Source organism: Janthinobacterium sp. SUN073 (genome assembly GCF_030397665.1).
Lineage (GTDB): Bacteria > Pseudomonadota > Gammaproteobacteria > Burkholderiales > Burkholderiaceae_D > Janthinobacterium.
The window spans coordinates 76657-94816 of the sequence record NZ_JAPUBT010000005.1 but is presented as its reverse complement, the minus strand read 5'-3'; the positions used below and the strand labels follow the sequence as shown (position 1 = coordinate 94816).

At 62.7% G+C, this 18160-nt stretch carries 18 protein-coding genes; 17 read left to right on the top strand and 1 reads right to left on the bottom strand.

What is annotated here, in order from left to right:
• The first annotated feature begins 17 nt into the window (after positions 1-17).
• The 17 genes from O0882_RS15480 to O0882_RS15400 all read left to right on the top strand — a co-directional run bounded on the left by O0882_RS15480 (position 18) and on the right by O0882_RS15400 (position 17001).
• Positions 18-542, top strand: coding sequence for a type II secretion system protein (locus O0882_RS15480; protein ID WP_289949334.1), 525 nt, complete (start codon positions 18-20; stop codon positions 540-542).
• Between the two features lie 58 nt (positions 543-600).
• On the top strand, positions 601-1080 hold the full coding sequence (locus O0882_RS15475; RefSeq protein WP_289949332.1) for a type II secretion system protein: 480 nt from the start codon (positions 601-603) through the stop codon (positions 1078-1080).
• Between the two features lie 120 nt (positions 1081-1200).
• Positions 1201-1779 (top strand): prepilin-type N-terminal cleavage/methylation domain-containing protein, encoded by a 579-nt coding sequence (locus O0882_RS15470; RefSeq protein ID WP_289949330.1) that lies wholly within the window; start codon positions 1201-1203, stop codon positions 1777-1779.
• On the top strand, positions 1766-2395 hold the full coding sequence (locus O0882_RS15465) for a hypothetical protein (protein ID WP_289949328.1): 630 nt from the start codon (positions 1766-1768) through the stop codon (positions 2393-2395). Before O0882_RS15470 ends, O0882_RS15465 begins: the two co-directional genes overlap by 14 nt.
• Entirely contained in the window at positions 2392-3279 is an 888-nt protein-coding gene (locus tag O0882_RS15460) for a prepilin-type N-terminal cleavage/methylation domain-containing protein (protein ID WP_289949327.1), read from the top strand. The genes O0882_RS15465 and O0882_RS15460 overlap by 4 nt, the downstream gene beginning before the upstream one ends.
• Positions 3276-3725 (top strand): agglutinin biogenesis protein MshP, encoded by a 450-nt coding sequence (locus O0882_RS15455; protein ID WP_289949325.1) that lies wholly within the window; start codon positions 3276-3278, stop codon positions 3723-3725. The genes O0882_RS15460 and O0882_RS15455 overlap by 4 nt, the downstream gene beginning before the upstream one ends.
• 23 nt (positions 3726-3748) lie before the next feature.
• Entirely contained in the window at positions 3749-7468 is a 3720-nt protein-coding gene (locus tag O0882_RS15450; protein ID WP_289949322.1) for a LamG domain-containing protein, read from the top strand.
• A gap of 168 nt (positions 7469-7636) precedes the next feature.
• The gene (locus tag O0882_RS15445) at positions 7637-8581 is read left to right on the top strand and encodes an agglutinin biogenesis protein MshI (protein WP_289949320.1); all 945 of its coding nucleotides are present in this window, start codon (positions 7637-7639) and stop codon (positions 8579-8581) included.
• Positions 8578-9279 carry an MSHA biogenesis protein MshA gene (locus tag O0882_RS15440; protein ID WP_289949317.1) on the top strand — a complete coding sequence of 234 codons (702 nt, stop codon included), beginning with the start codon at positions 8578-8580 and terminating at the stop codon, positions 9277-9279. Before O0882_RS15445 ends, O0882_RS15440 begins: the two co-directional genes overlap by 4 nt.
• The gene (locus tag O0882_RS15435) at positions 9276-9998 is read left to right on the top strand and encodes a hypothetical protein (RefSeq protein WP_289949316.1); all 723 of its coding nucleotides are present in this window, start codon (positions 9276-9278) and stop codon (positions 9996-9998) included. Before O0882_RS15440 ends, O0882_RS15435 begins: the two co-directional genes overlap by 4 nt.
• Entirely contained in the window at positions 9983-10381 is a 399-nt protein-coding gene (locus O0882_RS15430) for an MSHA biogenesis protein MshK (RefSeq protein WP_289949315.1), read from the top strand. Before O0882_RS15435 ends, O0882_RS15430 begins: the two co-directional genes overlap by 16 nt.
• A 13-nt stretch (positions 10382-10394) precedes the next feature.
• Positions 10395-12173: a pilus (MSHA type) biogenesis protein MshL gene (gene mshL / locus O0882_RS15425; RefSeq protein WP_289949832.1), complete on the top strand. Its 1779-nt coding sequence runs from the start codon at positions 10395-10397 to the stop codon at positions 12171-12173.
• Positions 12174-13079 (top strand): AAA family ATPase, encoded by a 906-nt coding sequence (locus O0882_RS15420; RefSeq protein ID WP_289949314.1) that lies wholly within the window; start codon positions 12174-12176, stop codon positions 13077-13079.
• A 17-nt stretch (positions 13080-13096) separates the two neighbouring features.
• Positions 13097-14182 carry a tetratricopeptide repeat protein gene (locus tag O0882_RS15415; RefSeq protein WP_289949313.1) on the top strand — a complete coding sequence of 362 codons (1086 nt, stop codon included), beginning with the start codon at positions 13097-13099 and terminating at the stop codon, positions 14180-14182.
• A gap of 26 nt (positions 14183-14208) precedes the next feature.
• Entirely contained in the window at positions 14209-15111 is a 903-nt protein-coding gene (locus O0882_RS15410) for an alpha/beta hydrolase-fold protein (RefSeq protein WP_289949311.1), read from the top strand.
• Positions 15112-15253: 142 nt separating this feature from the next.
• Positions 15254-16354, top strand: a complete 1101-nt coding sequence (locus O0882_RS15405) for an AAA family ATPase (protein WP_289949309.1) — start codon at positions 15254-15256, stop codon at positions 16352-16354.
• Positions 16351-17001, top strand: coding sequence for a DUF4276 family protein (locus O0882_RS15400; protein WP_289949308.1), 651 nt, complete (start codon positions 16351-16353; stop codon positions 16999-17001). Before O0882_RS15405 ends, O0882_RS15400 begins: the two co-directional genes overlap by 4 nt.
• A gap of 50 nt (positions 17002-17051) precedes the next feature.
• On the opposite strand, the gene O0882_RS15395 is transcribed toward O0882_RS15400, so the two are convergent.
• Entirely contained in the window at positions 17052-18155 is a 1104-nt protein-coding gene (locus O0882_RS15395; protein WP_289949305.1) for an HD domain-containing phosphohydrolase, read from the bottom strand.
• Positions 18156-18160: the final 5 nt, after the last annotated feature.

Sequence of the window (18160 nt, the reverse complement as noted above, 5' to 3'; positions counted from 1 at the left end):
TTTCGCCAAAAAACAACATGTTGGCTGGCAAGGCCAGGCAGCGCGGCTTTACCTTGTTTGAATTGGCCGTCGCCGTGTCCGTCATCGCCGTGCTGACGGTCGTGCTGCTGGGCCGGCTGGAGGTGGTCCAGCAGGAAGCGGAACGGGTCGCCGTGCGGCAAACGCTGCTGGCGCTGCGCGCGGGCCTGCGCATGCAGGTGCTGGAAATGTATGCGTCCGACCGGCAAAACCAGGTGCTGGCGCTGGCGGGGCAAAACCCTATCGATTGGCTGGCTGAAAAACCGGCCAATTATCTGGGCGTATATAGCAGCGCGCCGGAGATGGAAAAAATTCCCCAAAGCCATTGGTTTTTTGATAGAAGTAATGCAGAATTGATATATATATTAAATCGAGGCAACAGTTTCGCTGCCAGGCATTCCGAGTTGCTTCGATTCAAGGTAAGCTTGCGGCAAGCATCCGCTACCCGGGGCCAGTCCTCAAGCCCGGTTGATGCGCCTGAGGTGGCGCTGATACAGTTGGGCGAGGCGGGCGGGTTGAGATAGTTTTTTATTCTGTGGGCAAATTTTGCCAGCATTGTTTTTTGATTTTTTGGAGATCAGCATGAAACTGCAGTCAATTCGTCGTTTTCAACAAGGTGCTCAAGCGGGCTTTACGCTGATCGAGTTAGTCGTCGTCATCGTCATCCTGGGCATACTGGCGGCCACCGCGATTCCCCGTTTTATCAATTTGTCGGCGGATGCCCGTCTGGCGAAAATCAATGGCGCCCGCGCCTCGGTGCAGGCAGGCGCTGCGCTGGCCCATGCGCGATGGATGGTCGATGGTGCGGTCGCCAGTGCTGCATCGGTGGCGATGGACGGCGCCACTATTACCCTGACGAACGGCTATCCTGATTCGACCAGCATCCAGGTAGCGGCCGGCATCACGGCACCGGATTTCAGTATAACGGGCACGCCACCTGGACCGATAACGATCGCCGCCGACGCTGGTCATGCCACCTGCTCGTTTATTTATACCGCTTCCGCCGCTGCCAATGCCGCGCCGACGATAACCCCTGCGCCTGTCCTTGCCAGTTGCCAGTGACGTGAGCCCCGCATGCGGCGACAATCCGCGCCGCATGCAATCCGCCTGGCTCGCCAGGCGTTTTTTATTCTTCCTGACATGTTTCAGCCAGCATGCCGCTCATTGCCACAGGTGTTCACGATGCTGTCTCCAGCAGGTTTGATGTTTGCCGGACCGGCCAGCCGTGGGCGCCAGCAGCGGGGCTTCACCCTGGTCGAGCTGATCGTCGTGCTGATCGTGGGCGGCCTGCTGGCGGCCGTCGCCATGCCGCGTTTCTTCCAGCAAGACAGTTTTGATGCGCGCAGCTTTGCCGATCAAAACGTGAGCATGCTGCGCTATGCGCAAAAACTGGCGATCGCGCAAAACCGTCCCGTCTTCGTGCAGCTCAACGGCACCCGCATTGCCCTGTGTTTCAATACTGCCTGCGACGCGCCCAACCGCGTCTTGCCGCCTGCGGGTGGCAACAGCGGCCGCACAGCCACCCTGGCCGCCTGCGCGAATGCCACGGCCTGGCTGTGCGAAGCGGCGCCCAACAAGATCAGCTATAGCGTGCCGCTGGAAGCGGCCGCCTTTTACTTCAATGCCCTGGGCCGTCCTTACAAGTCCACTGACACCGAACCCGTGTCGACCTTTCCCGCGCGCGTCAGCATCGGCATCAGCGGCGGCGGCATCCCGCGTACTATCGTGGTCGAAGGGGAGACGGGCTATGTCCATTACTAGGGACGCCGCCATGGCGGCGCGCGGGACGGGGCAGCGGGGCGTGACCCTGATCGAGCTGATCATCTTCATCGTGGTGGTCAGCATCGCCGTGGTGGGCCTGCTGCAAATTTTCGCCCGCACCACGGCCAGCAGCGCCGATCCGCAATTGCGCAAGCAGGCGCTGGCCATCGCGGAAGCCATGCTCGATGAGATCGAAGGGGCACGGTTTACGTTTTGCGATCCGGTCGCCGATCCGGCCGCCGATATGGCGACGAATGCCGCACCGTTCGACAGCGCCACCAATCCCACCGGCTGCAATACGCCGCAAAATGTCAGCGCGACGGTACCCGCCTCGGGGCGGCCGTATTACAACGTCAGCGACTATGTGCGGTCCTTCAATGCTCCCGTGGTCTATGCCGTCGACGCGGCTGGAAACAGCTTTCCTGCTGGCTATGCGGTGAGCGTGGCCATCAGCCCCGACGCGGGACTGGGGCCGGCCGGCGCCATGCCGCCTTCGGACGCCACACCGATCAACATGAATGTCTTGCGCATCACGGTCACGGTGACTTATGCCACGAATCAACAGCTCGTGCTGGCCGGCTACCGCACGCGCTACGCAGGCAATGCCGTCCCATGATGATTTCTTTACGCCCCCGGCAGCGCGGTTTTACCTTGATCGAACTGATCGTGGTGATCGTCATCACGGCCATCGTCGCCGGCATGGTGACGCTGTTCATTCGTGCCCCCGTGCAAAGTTACCTGGATGTAGCCGCCCGCGCCGAGCTGGCGGACTCGGCTGATTTGGCGACACGCCGCATCGCGCGCGACGTGCGCCTGGCGCTGCCCAACAGCGTGCGCGTGACGAGCAATAGCAGCGGCAGTTTTCTGGAGCTGCTGCTGACCAAGACGGGTGGGCGCTATCTGTCGGAAGACGACCCGAACACGATACCGGGCAATGTACTGGCCTTCGATCCCCTCACGCCGGGCAACCTGAATGTATTTACCATCGTCGGCGCCGCGCCGTCCGGCGTGCAGACCATCGTTCCCGGCGACTTTATCGTTGTCAACAATCTGGGCGCTCAGCCTCCTGTGGACGCCTATAATTGCAGCGGGCAGTGCAACCGCGCCCAGGTCGCTTCCATCAGCGGCAGCAACGTCACGCTGGTCAACAACCCCTTTGTCGCGCAAACGCCGTCCATGCCTTCCCTCAGCTATCGTTTCCAGGTGGTCAGTACGGTCGTGACCTATCATTGCGCGCCGAATGCGAACGGCACGGGCACGCTGACGCGTTATGCCGGTTATGTGATCCAGGCGGACCAGCCGGTGAGCACAGCGGCGCTGAGCGGCGCGCCGTCCGCGGCGCTGATGGCCATGCAGGTCGCCGACTGTGACTTTTCCTTCGATACCCTGCCCAACCTGCAGCGCGGCCTGGTCAGTGTCAGCCTGACCCTGGGCGCGCCCGGCGGCAACGCAGGCCAGATCAGGCTGGTGCAACAGGCACAGGTCAATAATTCGCCATGAGACTATCCCTATCCTCCATGCCGCAGCGGTGCCGGCCATGCCGTCCGGCACGCGGTTTCAGCATCGTCACCGCCATTTTTCTGCTGGTGGTGCTGTCCGCGCTGGGTGTGGCGCTGCTCTCCATTTCCACCATGCAGCATGCCGAGTCGGCGCTGGACGTGCAGGGCGCGCGTGCCTACCAGGCGGCCCGCGCTGGCATGGAGTGGGGCGTGTACCAGCAGCGCGTCAACGGCAGTTGCTTCGCCAGCAGCGATTTTGCCTTGCCCGCGAATGGCGGCCTGAACGGTTTCAGGGTCACCGTGCGCTGCACGCAGGCGGCAGGCGCATTGCCCCGTTTCCAGGTGATTGCCACCGCCTGCAACCAGCCTGTGGGTGGCGTTTGCGCCACTGCCAATGCCACCAATAATCCCGATTATGTGCAGCGCGTCGTGCAGGCGGAGTTTTAAGCGCGGCCAACCAAAGGAACAATATGCAGGCACTCATCGCCGTATGGATAGCCGTTGTGGCCCTGCTTGCTTGCGCGCCGGTCCAGGCGGCAACCTACGCCAACACCAGTTTTGCCTACAGCTGGATCGATGCCAGCAATCATGCCAAGCTCGGCTATAACACCTCGCCCTACCGATTCAACGGTTCCGCCGGCTGCGGTACCTCGCCGCCCATCCTCGACGATACGCTCAGCGATGCCTTGCCCATCGGTTTCAGTTTCATGTATTCGGGCGTGGCCTTCACCACCTTGCGCGTGATGACGAATGGCCGGGTGCAGTTCAATAACAATGTCACCTGCGGCTACGGCAGCCCGGTGCAGACGCTGCCGTATCCGGACAGCAGCCTGAACTACACCATGCGCATCTATGGCAACGACCTTGATCCCACCTCGAAACTGGAACTGCCCACCTACAGTACCGCCTGCGCCAGCCGCCTTACTTGTTACGTCAGCTACGCCACCATCGGCACGGCGCCGTACCGCAGCTTCGTGGTGACCTGGAATAATGTGCCGGAATGGACCACGGGCACCACTACCACTGGCTCTTACAGCCTGCAATTGATCTTGCAGGAAAACGGCGAATTCATCTACCAGTACGGCACGGCAGTGGCGGGACCTTCGGCCAAGCTGGGACAGATCGGCTGGCAAGCCGACAGCAACGATTACGACACGCCGCAAACCGGTTTTCCGGTCACCAATTCGGCGATCAAGTTTTACATTCCCCGCCCCGTGGTCGAGTACCGCATGGAGCAGCCCAGCTGGAACAATACACCCGGGCAGGTGTCAGATACCAGCGGCAACGGGCGCGACGGCACGGTGCTGGGTGGCGCGCAGACGATCGCTGCCGGCCGCGTCTGCCGCGCCGCCAGTTTCCCCCTCAATACCAGCGCCGCCGCCATCGATGCGGTCGACAGCGGGCTGTCGGTGCCCGGCACCATGGGCGGCGCCGGCACCATCACGTTCTGGTACAAGGCCAACACGGCCTGGTCCGGCAGTGGCGCGCGCGATGCGCAATTGCTCGACGCCACGCAGATGAACAACGAGTGGTTTTTTCTCGTGCGGCGCAGCACGGGCGCCCTGCGCTTCGTCGTCACGGACAGCCTGGGTAACGTGCGCGTGGTGGAAACGGCTGCCAATAGCGTGCCCGCCGGGACCTGGAAGCATATCGCAGTGAGCTGGAGCTTCAACGCGCTGGCGGCAGCCAATAGCGACCGCCTGCGCATCTACGTCGATGGCGTGCTGCAAAAGGAGTCGGCGTTTACCACCGCGGCGGTGGTCTCGCCGCGCATCGGCAGCCTGTTCATTGGCGACAACCGCAGCGCGGTGACGGGGCAGAACGGCAGCGGCAATTCCACCGATGGCGCCATCGACGAATTGCGTGCCTATAATTACGAGGGCGGCCTGGCGCTGGTGCAGCGCGACCAGAACCTGAGCCAGGCGGGCTGCCTGAACCATTATGCGGTGACGAATACGGGCACGGGCCTGACGTGCCAGCAAAGCACGGTCACGGTCACGGCGCATGACGTCAATCACAACAATATCGTGATGCCGAACAACACCACGCAAATCCTGCTGAGTACCTCGAACGGCATCGGCGACTGGGCCCTGATCGCGGGCTATGGCGTGCTGTCGAATGGCACGCTGAACGACGGCGTGGCGACCTATCTGTTCAACGGCGAGTACCAGGCCGTGTTTGGCCTGAGCAGCGGCACGGCAGCCACCGTCAGCGTGAATGTGACGGACGGGCAGTTCACGGAGCAGGAAGACCAGTCGCTGGTGATCAAGGCGTGCGCCGTGGCGCGCTTCAACGCCTGCGAGGCGACGTCGCCCCGTTGCGTGCCCAGCACCAGCAGCCTGACCTATGCGCGCCTGAATACCAAGCTGGCCGATACGGCTTTCAAGCTCGACCTGGTCAAGCTGAAGACCGATGCCAGCCTGGAAACGACGTTCGCTGGCGCGGCCACGGTGGATTTGCTGGTCAATACCACCACCGGCGTCACGCTGGGGGCGAATAACTGTCCGCTCACCCAGACGGCGGTCATTCCGCTGGGCCTGGTGGCGTTTACGGGCGGCTATTCGAGCGCGAATGTGAGCATCCCGGCCACCGCCATCAGCGCCGTGGCGCCGAAGTACAGCGCCTATCGCGATGTGCGTGTGCGCGTCACTTGCACCGCGGCCGTGTGCGGCACGGCCAATGTTGGTTGTTCGACCGATAATTTCGCGGTGCGTCCACAGCAGTTCACGCTCAGTTCCACCATGAGCAACAGCGCCCTGAGCGGCACGCCCAGCCTGGCGGCGGGTGCCCCGTTTACCCTTGGCGCTGCCGCGGCGGCCGGCTATGACGGCACGCCGCTGGTCGACAATTCCGTGGCCGGCCAGAAAATCACCGGCTTTCTCAGTGTCACCGACTACACCGACCGCCTCGCGTCGGCCTCGAATGCCAGCCCGTTTCCGCTGGGGCAGGCGGTGCTGGCCAGCGGCCTGGCCAGCAACAGCGGCGTGACGTACGGCGATGTCGGCACCTTCCGCATGCTGCCCGAGGCGGTGCTCGACAATGCTTACACCAGCGTCGACCAGCCTGGCGACTGCGTGATCGGCAGCAGCAGCAATACGGCCGTGAGTGGCAAGTTTGGCTGCAATATCGCCAACCAGGCGCAAAGCCCGGCACCCGTCTTTGGCCGCTTTTTCCCTGACCACTACGCGCTCACGGGCGCGCTGACGGCCGCCTGCGGCGGCTTTACCTACATGGGCCAGCGCGAACTGGGCGTCGTGCTGGGCGCGACGGCATTGAGCAAGGGCAACCAGATTCTGGCGCGCTATGGCAGCGCCTACCCCGGACTCGCCAGCGTCAGCGTGGGCGCGGGCAATGCCGGCGCGGCACTATCCATCGGCCGCCTGGCGCCAGCCTTGCCCGCCTTTGCCTGGAACCAGGGGCGCAGCGGGCGTTCCTACACGACCGATGGTGGCGCGTATGCCGCCGGCAGCACGCAAGTCGTGGTGGCAGGCAGCGGTGGCCTGTCGGCGGGCGAACTGATCAAGTTTGGCGGCGACGCCGCCATCTACACGGTGCAGGCAGGCACTGCCGGCGCGGGCAGCATCACGCTCGCCGCGCCTGGCCTGCAGCAGGCGATTCCCAGCGGCGCGACTGGCATCACGGTACTGCACAGCTTTGACCGGCTGGCCAGCGGCCAGGATGGCCCGTACGACGATTTTTCGCTGGTGGTGGGCATCAGCGACAGCGACGGCGCGCTCATTTCCAGCGTGAATGGCCTGGCGGTCGCGCCCGCCGCCAGCGTCGCCATCGGCGATACCCGGCTGCGTCATGGCCGCCTGCGCATCAACAATATGTATGGCTCGGAACAGCGTGCGTTGCTGGTGCCCCTGCTCGCGCAATACTGGAACGGCAGCGCGTATGCCGCCAATACGCTGGACAATTGCACGGCCCTGTTGCGCAAGAATTTCGGCTTAAAGGATTATCTCAACCTGACGGATGCGCAGTTGCCAGCCGCGAGCACCTTGCCGCTCGACAGTGGCTTGCTGCAGCAGGGCGGCGGCAGCGTGCTGATGGCCAAACCCGCCGCACCCGTGACGAAAAAAGGTACGCTCACGCTACAGTCGCTGATACCGTACCTGCCGGGACAGGCGCGCGAAACCATAGGCGCATTCAAGAGCGAGCCCGTGTTCTTCATGCGCGAAATATATTGAAGGGGCGGTGATTTTCCGGCGCGTCGTGACAATCGTGGTGTTTTCCTGAAAATATGTTGTCAATTATTTCTTTTTTAGCCTGTTCATACCTGCTATGAATTAAAATTGATTCAATGCATCATTCGGACGGCACCGCTGTCGTCGCATTTCATTCTCTGGATCGGTGGCATGGGTTTATTCGCAAAAGCAAAAAAACACGAAGGTTGGCTGGCGACATCATTTTCGGCGGAAGGTGTGTGCGCTGCCGTGGTCAAGCGGCGCGCGGACGACAAGCCGCTGGTGCAGGCGGCGGCCATGTATCCCGGACGCAAGCCGCTGGCGGCGGCGACCCTGGAAAAAATGCATCGCGATCTGCATGCCCAGTCTTATCGCAACACCACTTTGCTCGGTGCGGGCGAGTACCAGATACTGACGCTCGATGCGCCGAACGTGCCGCCGGAAGAGCTCAAGACCGCCGTGCGCTGGCGCCTGAAGGACATGCTCGACTTTCCGGCGGCGGACGCCACCGTCGACGTCATCGATATTCCCGCCGACAAGAACGGGCCGGGACGCGCGCAATCGCTGCTCGCCGTCGCGGCGCGCAACAATGCCGTGGCCCAGCGCCAGGCGCTGTATGGCGAATGCAAGATCGCCCTGTCGGTCATCGATATCCCGGAAATGGCCCAGCGCAATATCGCGGGCTTGATGGAAACGCAGGGCCGCGGCCTGGCCATGTTGTCTTTCGATGGCGAAGGGGGGCTGTTGACCGTGACGTTCGATGGCGAGCTGTATCTGGCGCGCCGCATCGACGTGACCGTGGCGCAGCTTGCCGATACCAGCGACACGCAGCGGCAGCAGTATTACGACAGGATCACGCTGGAATTGCAGCGTTCCTTTGACCATTTCGACCGTCAATTCCATTTCATTTCCGTTGCCAGGCTGGTCCTGGCGCCGACCGGCAGCGACGGTCTGCATGCTTACCTGGCGGATAATTTGTACATGCCGGTCGAGGCGCTCGATCTGACGGCCCTGTTTGATTTTTCCAAGGTGCCGGACCTGTTGACCGCTGTCGGCCAGGCGCGCTTTTTCCTGGCCCTGGGTGCGGCCCTGCGGCAGGAGGAGACCCCAGCGTGAGCCAGCAAATCAATCTGTTCAACCCTGCGTTTGAAAAACGCAAGCAGGCGCTGTCGGCGCTGGGCTTGCTGCAGGGCCTGGGGCTGCTCCTTGCCGCCAGTGCCGCGGTGGTCTGGTTCGGTGCGCGCCAGGTGGCCGCGCTGGAGCGGACGGCGGCCGACGCCAAGGTCGTGCTCGATGCACGCGAGGCGCGGCGGGCGGAGGTGTTCGCGCGGTTTCCCGTGCCCGGCAAGGACCCGCTGATCGCGGGTGCGCTGGGCCAGGCAGAGGCTGACCGCAGCGCCTTGCTGGAAGCCGGGCAAATTCTGCAGGGCGGCGAACTGGGCAATACACACGGCTATGCCGATTATTTCCGCGCCTTCGCGCGCGCCAGGGTCAATGGCTTGTGGCTGACGGGAGCGAGCATCGCCGGCGCCGGCAAGGAGATCGGGATCGGCTTGCAAGGGCGCGTCGTGCAGCCGGACTTGCTGCCTCAGTACATCAGCGCCCTGTCCAGGGAATCGGCGTTACAGGGCAAAGCGTTCGCGCGCCTGGACATGGCCACCGCGCAGCTTCCTGCCCAGGCCGCCGTGTCAGCGCCGGCATTGCCGGGCGCCGCGCCGGCCGCTGCCGTGGCAGCACCGGCGCCGCGCTTTATTGAATTCAGTTTGCAATCGTCGGCGGTACCCGCCAGCGGCGCAGGGGCGGTCAAGCAATGAAACAGCAATGGCAACAATTTGCGCTGAAATTTGATGCGCTCAGCGTACGGGAACGTGTCATGGTCTTTGGCGCCAGTGCCGCGCTGCTGATTTTCATGGTGGTGTATCTGGTCGTCAATCCGCAGTTGGCCAAGCGCAAGGCGCTGGCCGACACGATTGCCCAGCGGCAGCAGGCCGTCGCGGCCATCGATGCCGAGATGGCGCAAAGGATGGCCGCGCATGCGGGCGACCCCAACCAGCAGGACCGCGTCCGGCTCGAACGGATCAGGCAGGAAGTCCAGCAGATGCGGCAGGCCCTGCAATCGACGCAAAATGGCCTGGTGGCGCCCGAGCGTATCGTGCCGATGCTGCAGCAATTGCTGAAACAGCAGGCCAACTTGCGCCTGGTGTCGTTGGCCACCTTGCCATCCGGCGCCATGGGGCAGGGCGGCCATGTCGCCAGCAAGGCGGCGGCGTCCGCATCTGCCGCCGCGCCTGCCGGGCAGTCGCCAGCGGATGCCGAGCCAGCGAAGGCGCCGGCCGTGCTATACCGTCATGGCGTGGAAATCGTATTGCGTGGGAATTATCTGGATATGGTGAATTATATGGATGCCGTGGAGGCCATGCCGTCCCATGTGTTCTGGGGCAAGCTCAATATGCAAGTCGAGCAGTACCCGAATGCCACGCTGAGCCTGACCTTGTACACGCTCAGCCTGGACGAGAAATGGATCGCGCTGTGATGCGCGCCCGTCGTTGCGTGTTCCTTGCGGGCGCGCTGCTGGCCTTGGCGCCGGGGGTGTTTGCCCAGGCGCTGGTCGATCCCACGCGGCCGCCCGATGCGGCGCCTGTCCTGGGTAGTGCGGCCTCTGCCGGTGCGGCGCGGCCGCAGCTGCAATCGGTGCTGGTTTCCAATCGGCCTGGCGGGCGGCGCCTGGCCGTGATCGATGGCCGCAGCGTGCGCGCGGGTGACAGGGTGGGCGGCGCAGTCGTCGTCAGCATAGGCGATGCGAGCGTGGTGCTGCGGCGCGGCAAGACCCTGGAAACGCTGCGGCTGACTCCGCAGACGGTCGACGCAAATGATGCAATGCATGTACGAAGGAAACAGGTTCATGTCACCCAATAAACACAAGGCGGGAATGCGGAAGATATTTGAAATAAGCAAGCGGGCGAGCGTCCTGGGACTTGCTGCGGGTTTGTGCGCCTGCAACGTCGCGCCGGTGAAGCGCGACACCTACAATGCGATCAAGGAGCAGGTGGCAGGCGCAGTGGCCACCACCAGCCCGGCGGCGCAGTCGGCAGCGGTGGAAAATGCGCTGCTGCCGCCGGCGTCCGCGCTGGCCGCGCAGTTGCCCAAGGCGCGCGGCGTGCTGGACGAGCGTTTCAATGTCGCGTTCAACAACGTCCCGGCGCGCCAGTTCTTTCACTCGCTCGTCAACGGCACGCGCTACAACATGCTCGTGCATCCGGATGTGCAGGGCAACATTTCCGCCAACCTGAAAGATGTGACGCTGTTCGAGGCGCTCGACGCCGTGCGCGAGATGTATGGCTATGATTACAAGGTCGATGGCACGCGCATTGCGATTCGGCCCCTCACCATGCAAACCCGCATGTTCCAGGTCAATTACCTGACGGGCAACCGCAAGGGCACGTCGAATTTGCGCGTGTCCTCGACGTCGGTGTCGTCTGCCGGCACCAGCAACAGCGGCCAGAGCGGGGGCAGCAACGGCCAGCAGTCGCAGCCGCAGCAGCCAGGCCAGCCCGGCAGCCAGGTGCAGCAAGATAGTTCCAACCTGAGCACCACGTCGGACAGTAATTTCTGGGCAGAATTGAAAGAATCGCTGGGCGCCATCATCGGCGGCACGGGCGATGGCCGCAAGGTGGTGATCAGCCCGCAATCGGGCGTCGTCGTGGTGCGCGGCATGCCCGACGAATTGCGCGCCGTCGACCTGTACCTGAAGGCGACGCAGCTGTCGGTGGACCGCCAGGTGATCCTGGAAGCGAAGATCCTCGAAGTGGAACTGAACGATAATTTCCAGACCGGCATCAACTGGGCCTCGTTTGCCTCCATCAAGAGCGGCCACACGAACCGCATCTCGACGGGCTTCATCCAGCCGGGCGGCACCCTGGCGCCGCTGCCGTTCAACGGCGGTCAGCCACCGAACATGACGAATGGCAACGGCCTGACGGCCAGCAGCGGTTTTGGCTTGAGCTCGGCGGCCACGGCGGCCGGTTCGATGTTCGGCCTGGCCTTCCAGACCGCCAACTTCGCCGCCATGATTACCTTCCTGGAATCGCAAGGCGCCGTGCACGTGCTGTCGAGCCCGCGCATCGCCACCATGAACAATCAGAAGGCCGTGCTGAAGATAGGCACGGACGAATTCTTCGTCACCGGCGTGAGCACCACCGTGACGTCGACCGGTACCACGGGCGGTACCACCTCCAGCCCGAACGTCACCCTGCAGCCATTCTTTTCCGGGGTGGTGCTGGACGTGACGCCGCAGATCGATGACCAGGGCAATATCATCCTGCACGTGCATCCGTCCGTCAGTCAGGTCACCACCGTCAGCAAGGAAATCGACCTGGGCAGTGCCGGTTCACTGAAATTGCCGCTGGCCGCCTCCAGCACCTCGGAAATGGACAGCATGGTGCGCAGCCAGGATGGACGCATCGTCGCCATCGGCGGCCTGATGCGCCAGGCCACCACCTCGGACCGCTCGCAAGTGCCGGGCGCGGGCGATATTCCCGTACTGGGCGCCTTGTTCCGCAACACGGGGCAAGTGATCCAGAAGCGCGAACTGGTGGTGCTGATCAAGCCGACCATCGTCGAGGGCGCCAACAGCTGGAACGAGGACTTGCTCGATTCGGGCAAGCGCATCGAGGCGCTCGACCCACGCCGCCCATCGGAGCGGCGCTAAATGTACCAGGCCCATTTCGGCTTGCGCGAGGCGCCGTTCGGCCTCACGCCCGATACCAGTTTCTTCTTCAACGGCCCGCAGTCGCAAAAGGCGCTCAACACCTTGCTGGTGGCGGCGCGCAATGGCGAGGGTTTCATCAAGATCACTGGCGAAGTGGGTACCGGCAAAACCTTTTTGTGCCGCAAGTTCATGCAATCGCTGGGGCCGGATTTCGTCACGGCCTACATCCCGAATCCGAACTTGCCGCCCCGTTCGCTGATCCTGGCGCTGGCGGACGATCTCGACGTATTGCTGGAGAAAGATGCTGATCAGCATCAGCTGCTCAAGTCGCTCAACTTGCGCCTGCTCAACCTGGCGGCGCAGGGCAGGCGCGTGCTGCTGTGTCTGGATGAAGCGCAGGCGATTCCCGTCGACAGCCTGGAAGCCTTGCGCCTGCTGACGAACCTGGAAACGGAAAAGCGCAAGCTGTTGCAAATTGTGCTGTTCGGCCAGCCCGAACTGGACGTCAAGCTTGCCCTGCCGGAAATCCGCCAGCTGACGCAGCGCATCACCTTTCACTATCACCTGGGACCCTTGTCGCGCGACGACGTGGATTTTTATGTGGCGCACCGCCTGCGCGTGGCCGGTTTCGATGGCGCGCGCCTGTTCAGTCATGGCGGCGTGAGCAAGCTGTACAAGGCTTCCGGCGGTATCCCGCGCCTGATCAACATCATGGCGCACAAGGCGCTGATGGTGGCGTACGGCGAAGGCCGGCAGCAAGTCAGCGGACGCCACGTGGCGCTGGCCGCCAGCGATACCCTGGCCAGCAAGCCGCGCCGCTTCTGGCAACGGCCATGGCCGTGGCTGGCCGGCACCGGCGTGCTGGCCGCCGCCTGCGGCGTGAGCTGGACCTTATTGAACCGATGACGAAGATGAGCCTGTAGATGAGCCTGATTAACAAGATGTTGCAAGACCTCGATGCGCGCGGCACCCCCGATGGGCGCGGCGACGCGGCAGGCATCCGCTCCGTGCCCGAACGCGAGCGGGGCGTCTCGCGCGCGCTGGTCTTCGGCGGCGCGGCCGGCCTGACGGCGGCCGCCATCGCCCTGGGCTGGGTTTACCTGAAGCGCCCGGCCGTGCCGCCCGTGCTGGTCAGCGTGGCCAACACGCCGCTGCCGGTGGCTGCACCGCTACCCGTGCCGCTACCCATGCCGGTGTCTGCGCCTGTGTCTGCGCCAGTTGCCGCGCCGGCGCTGGTCTCCACGGCGCCGGTGGCACCCGAGCCGGTGTTGCAGGCCAGGGAGGCGGTCGCGCCAGCCAAGCTGCGCGCCGCCGAAATGCGCCGCATCACGCAACAACCCGCCAGGCCTGCCCCTGCGCCCGTCGTAAAGACGGCCGTGCCCGCCGCCAGCGAGCGCATCCTTGACGGAAAACAAGTCACGCCGCAGCAGCGCGTGGAGAATGACTACCGGCGCGCGCTGGGCCAGTTGCAGGATGGCCGCGTCTCGGAAGCGCTGGCCGGCTTGCAGCAGACCCTGCAGCTGGACCCGCGCCACCAGGGCGCGCGCGAAACCCTGGTGCGCCTGCTGCTCGAAGCGCAGCGCCCCGACGAGGCGGCGCGCCAATTGCAGCTGAGTCTGGCGCTGGACCCGAAACAGCCGGCGCAGGCGATGATGCTGGCCCGCTTGCAGCTGGACAAAGCCAACGGCGGCGCGGCGGCCCTCGATACCCTCACGCGCAGCCTGCCGTATGCCGCCGATAACGGCGAGTACCGCGCCTTCCTGGCCGGCGTGCTGCAGCGCGAACAGCGCTACCGCGAAGCGGCCGAGCACTACCAGCTGGCCCTGCAGACGGCGCCCGACAACAGCGTCTGGTGGATGGGCCTGGGCATCGCCTTGCAAGCGGACAACCACCCAGCCCAGGCGCGCCAGGCGTTCGAGCGGGCCAAGGGCTTGCAAACCCTGTCACCCCAGCTGCAGGCGTTTGTCGAGCGCAAGCTGGTGCAACTGACGGCGGCGGCTGCAAAATAGCAATTACCTCAATGAAAGAAGCCAGCTTGAAGCCTCATCGTTTCCTCCTAGCCCTTTGCGTTCTTGTTAACGGCGTCCATGCCGCGCCCGCCACCACGCCTGCCAGCTACGTTCTTGACAATACCGAAGTGCGCGACATCCGAGCGCAAGCCCTGAAGCGCGACTACCAGCTATATGTGGCCTTGCCCGATTCCTATCGGCAGGGAAATAAACGCTATCCGGTGCTGTTCGTCGTCGACGCCAATTACTCGTTCGCCATCGTGCGCAATATCGCGCAGCGCCTGAACAAGCATGCGGGGATGGAGGAAGTGGTGGTGGTGGGCCTATCGTACGCCAACGGCGATGGCGGGGTGTACAGCCGCCGCCGCGACTACACGCCCACCACGCCGCGCAAGCACGACTACCGCTCGGACATGCCGGGGCGGCCGCCGGCGTTCGGCGAAGCGAAGGCGTATGGCCAGTTCGTCTCGGGCGAGGTGTTTCCCTTCATCGCGCAGCATTACCGCGTAAACATGCAGCGCAAGGTGTTTATCGGCCACTCGTACGGCAGCCTGCTGGGCCTGCAATTTCTGCTGACGGAACCGCGCACCTTCGAGCATTACATCCTCGGCAGCCCGTCGCTGTGGTACGACGCTGGCATCATGTTCGACCGCGAGCAGGCGTATGCCGCCAGCCACAAGGATTTGCCCGCGTCCGTGTTCTTCGGCATCGGCGGCCTGGAAAAGCTGGCGCCAGGCAAGAAGCGTTCGCGCTTGGAAGAAGAGGCCGACATGCTGGCGGACTTGCGCGAGTTCGATGGAAAACTGACATCGCGCAAGTTCCCGAATTTGAAAACGCGCTTGCGCGTGTTCGAGGACGAGGACCATGCGAGCGTGTTTCCGTTTGTGCTGACGCACGGCTTGCGGGCCTACTTGAAGTCGGCGAAATGAACGCGGGGCATAGGTTTGCGCCCGCCCGCCGGATACCAGATAGTGTACGAAAAAAAGTGGAGCACTGAATCCTCTGGAGTACGTGCATCCTGTCTGCCAGTTTGCCTGTGAGGCTATACTGTCAAGATAATGGGGCATAAATATGATCAAACAAGTCAACGATACTGACCAGATTTCTCGCTTGGTACTACGCGGCTACAAATCCATCGCCGAATGTGATCTGGAGTTGGGCCGATTAAATGTGCTTATCGGTGCCAATGGTGCTGGCAAATCCAACTTTATCGGTTTTTTTCGGCTGATTAATCGCATTCTGGATCAGCAATTGCAGGTTGCTGTCGGCCAGGCTGGTGGGCCAGACGCAGTATTACACTTCGGACGCAAGAAAACCGAGGAGCTTCGGGCGGAGCTCTACTTCGGCAACAATGGTTATCGCTTCCGCCTGCGGCCTACTGCGGATAACAGGATGATGTTCTATCGCGAGGCACTCTGGTGGAACGTGCACGGTGAATGGCATCCTGCTTCGGGCCACTTTGAGACGCAGTACAGGGAAAAGGGGACGCATGGGCGTATCTGGGCGTATGTTGTGCCTGCGATGCTGAGCTGGCGTTTGTATCACTTTCACGATACCAGCAGCACGGCCCTGGTCAAGCAAATTCACAGCATCGGCGACAATGAGTATTTGCGCGACGATGCCCGTAATCTCGGGGCTTTTCTGCTGCGCTTGAAAACTCATCATGGGGAACATTATTTGCGCATCGTGAAGGCGATTCGCCTGGTCGCTCCCTTTTTCGGTGATTTTCTGCTGCGCCCCACGGTCGACAACAAAGAGAAGATACAGCTGGAATGGACGGAACAGGGACAGGATGAACCGTTTTCCGCCAGCGCACTGTCCGATGGCACACTACGCTTCATTTGCCTGGCGACCGTTTTGTTGCAGCCGGAGGAGTTCATGCCCAAGGCGGTGCTGATCGATGAGCCTGAGCTGGGCTTGCATCCATTTGCCATCAGCGTGCTCGCAGGCCTGATCAAGTCGGCGGCTCAAAGCCACCAATTGATCGTCTCGACACAATCTGTGGAATTGGTCAACGAATTTGATGTGGATGATTTGATCGTGGTCGACAAGCGCGGCGGATCATCGACGTTCAAGCGCCCCGACGGCGATACGCTCGCTGAATGGCTCAAGGACTACAGTCTGGGAGAACTGTGGAAGAAAAACCTGCTCGGTGGGAGGCCCGGACGATGAGCCGCGTTTACCTGCTGGTGGAAGGGCAGACCGAAGAAGCATTCGTCAACGAGTTGTTGGTGCCTCACTATGCAGGCATCGGCCTTTACCTGACGGCAGTCATCGTCAGCACCAGTCCTGGCCACAAAGGTGGCGTGGTCAGCTACGCGAAGATCAAGCCGCAAATAGAAAAACTTTGCAAACAGGATCCTGCGGCTTACGTCACCACGCTATTCGACCTGTATGCACTACCCAAAGACTTTCCAGGGAAAAGTAGCGCTATGTATCCTGCCGCTGCGAGTGGCGTACAAAAGGCCCGATTCCTCGAAATGCAATTGGCTGCGGATGTCAAGCTGCGCAATTTCATCCCCAACTTGCTTGTGCATGAGTTTGAAGCCTTGTTATTTGTGCATTTGGATGCTTTTCAGCAATGGACCGATGATGATGCCGTGCTGGAACCTTTACGTGCGGCGCGGCGTGCCGCAGCACCCGAGGACATTAACGATAGTCCGCAGACAGCGCCATCGAAGCGCATACTCGCGGCGATGAACGTTTACCAAAAGACTTTCCATGGGCCATTGATCGCCTGTGATATCGGCCTGCATGCCATACGGAAAGATTGCCCGCATTTCGACGCGTGGTTGCAGAAGATTGAAGGCTTGGCCTGAATGCCAGCTTGCAGCTTGAAAAAAACCCTTCGCGAGTTCTGCCAATCTTTTTACAACCTCGCTTCATCCCCCCACACATTGCGCATGCTGAAATGCACGCCCGCATCGTCTTCATGCAGCGAGGAGACGATGGCGAACTGGCTGTCGCCCGTGTCGCGCGGCGTCATCTGCGCCACCTGGGCGGCGGCCAGCGGCGCGCCCAGTGGGTCGCTGAGCGGGTGCACGTGGGCGGCGCCCCGTTGCGTGACGACGCCCAGTTCGCCGCTGCGCAGGCGCACTAATGTGCCGGGCGGATACTTGCCCAGCAGCTTGACGAACTGTTCGCCCAGCAAGGGGTCGATGGGCAGGTTCTGGTCGAGGAAGATGTGTTGCAACGCCTGGTCGGGCACGATGGAGCGCCGGTAGTTGCGCGCCGAGACGCGGGCGCAATAGCGGTCGGCCAGGCCGATCAATTTCGCGTTTTGCAGGATTTCATCGGCCGTGCGCCCCTGCGGGTAGCCGCTGCCGTCGTCGTTTTCATGGTGCAAGAGCACGCAGCTGAGCCATTCCTCGTCGTCGACGCCCGCGCAGCGCAGCAGTTCCGTGCTTTCCTGCGGATGCAGACGCACGATGCGCATTTCTTCGTCATTCAGGGGGCCGCGCCGGTCCTGGAAGCTGTCGTGGTGGCGCAGCATGCCCACGTTCATCGTCAGCGCGGCGGCGCCGATCAGTAATAGTTCATCGTGGGACTTGTGCATGCTTTGCCCTACCAGCATGGCCAGCAGTGCCGTTTCGATGCAGTGGCGCACGGCGTAGGTAGCGGCGATCTGGTTGAGCAGGATGCTGGCCAGCGCGATGTCGGCATCGTGTTCGAGCGCGCGCAGCAGGTCGCGGGCGATGTCGCGCACGTCGCGCTCGGCATTGCTTTCGCTGCGCAAGTCCAGCAGCAGGCGTTCCAGGCGTTGCGCCGTTTGATTGAGCAAGCGCAAGACGGACGGCTGCTCTGGCGTACCCGCGTACAGACCCAGTTGCAGCAAGCGGCCCAGCTGCGCGCCGTCCGTGATGATCTGCCCCTTGCGCAGTTGTGGGCCGGCACTATGGTCAGCCAGAAACAGATCCCAGGGCAGGGGTTCGCCGGGAACCAGGTCGGCCGGGCCGATGCGACGCTGTACCATGCTGT